A 603-nucleotide genomic window follows, 5' to 3' on the forward strand; every position below is an offset into this window, starting at 1 on the left:
GGAGTGCAATGGCATAAGCTTGCTTGACTGTGAGACCTACAAGTCGAACAGGGTCGAAAGACGGACATAGTGATCCGGTGGTTCTGTATGGAAGGGCCATCGCTCAAAGGATAAAAGGTACGCTGGGGATAACAGGCTGATCTCCCCCAAGAGCTCATATCGACGGGGAGGTTTGGCACCTCGATGTCGGCTCGTCACATCCTGGGGCTGGAGAAGGTCCCAAGGGTTGGGCTGTTCGCCCATTAAAGTGGCACGCGAGCTGGGTTCAGAACGTCGCGAGACAGTTCGGTCCCTATCTGTTGTGGGCGTTGGAAGTTTGAGTGGATCTGACCTTAGTACGAGAGGACCGGGTTGGACAGACCTCTGGTGAACCTGTTATGCCGCCAGGTGTACGGCAGGGTAGCTACGTCTGGAATAGATAAGCGCTGAAAGCATCTAAGTGCGAAACTAGCCACGAGATGAGACTTCCTTATAGGGTCGTAGGAGATGACTACGTTGATAGGCCATAGGTGTAAAGGTTGAGAGACCAAAGCCAAGTGGTACTAATAGCCCGAAGCTTTCTCAAGCAGACAGACACTGTTGTCTTCCTCTTTAATTTTTGAA

Annotated in this window: 1 rRNA gene; it reads left to right on the forward strand. The window is 51.7% G+C overall.

The features are described 5' to 3' along the window. Positions 1-566: ribosomal RNA gene (locus DCO56_RS26275) — 23S ribosomal RNA — on the forward strand; the annotation flags it as partial. Between the last annotated feature and the right edge of the window lie 37 nt (positions 567-603).

Origin of the sequence: Sphingobacterium athyrii (assembly GCF_003071065.1) — a bacterium.
Classification (GTDB): domain Bacteria; phylum Bacteroidota; class Bacteroidia; order Sphingobacteriales; family Sphingobacteriaceae; genus Sphingobacterium; species Sphingobacterium athyrii.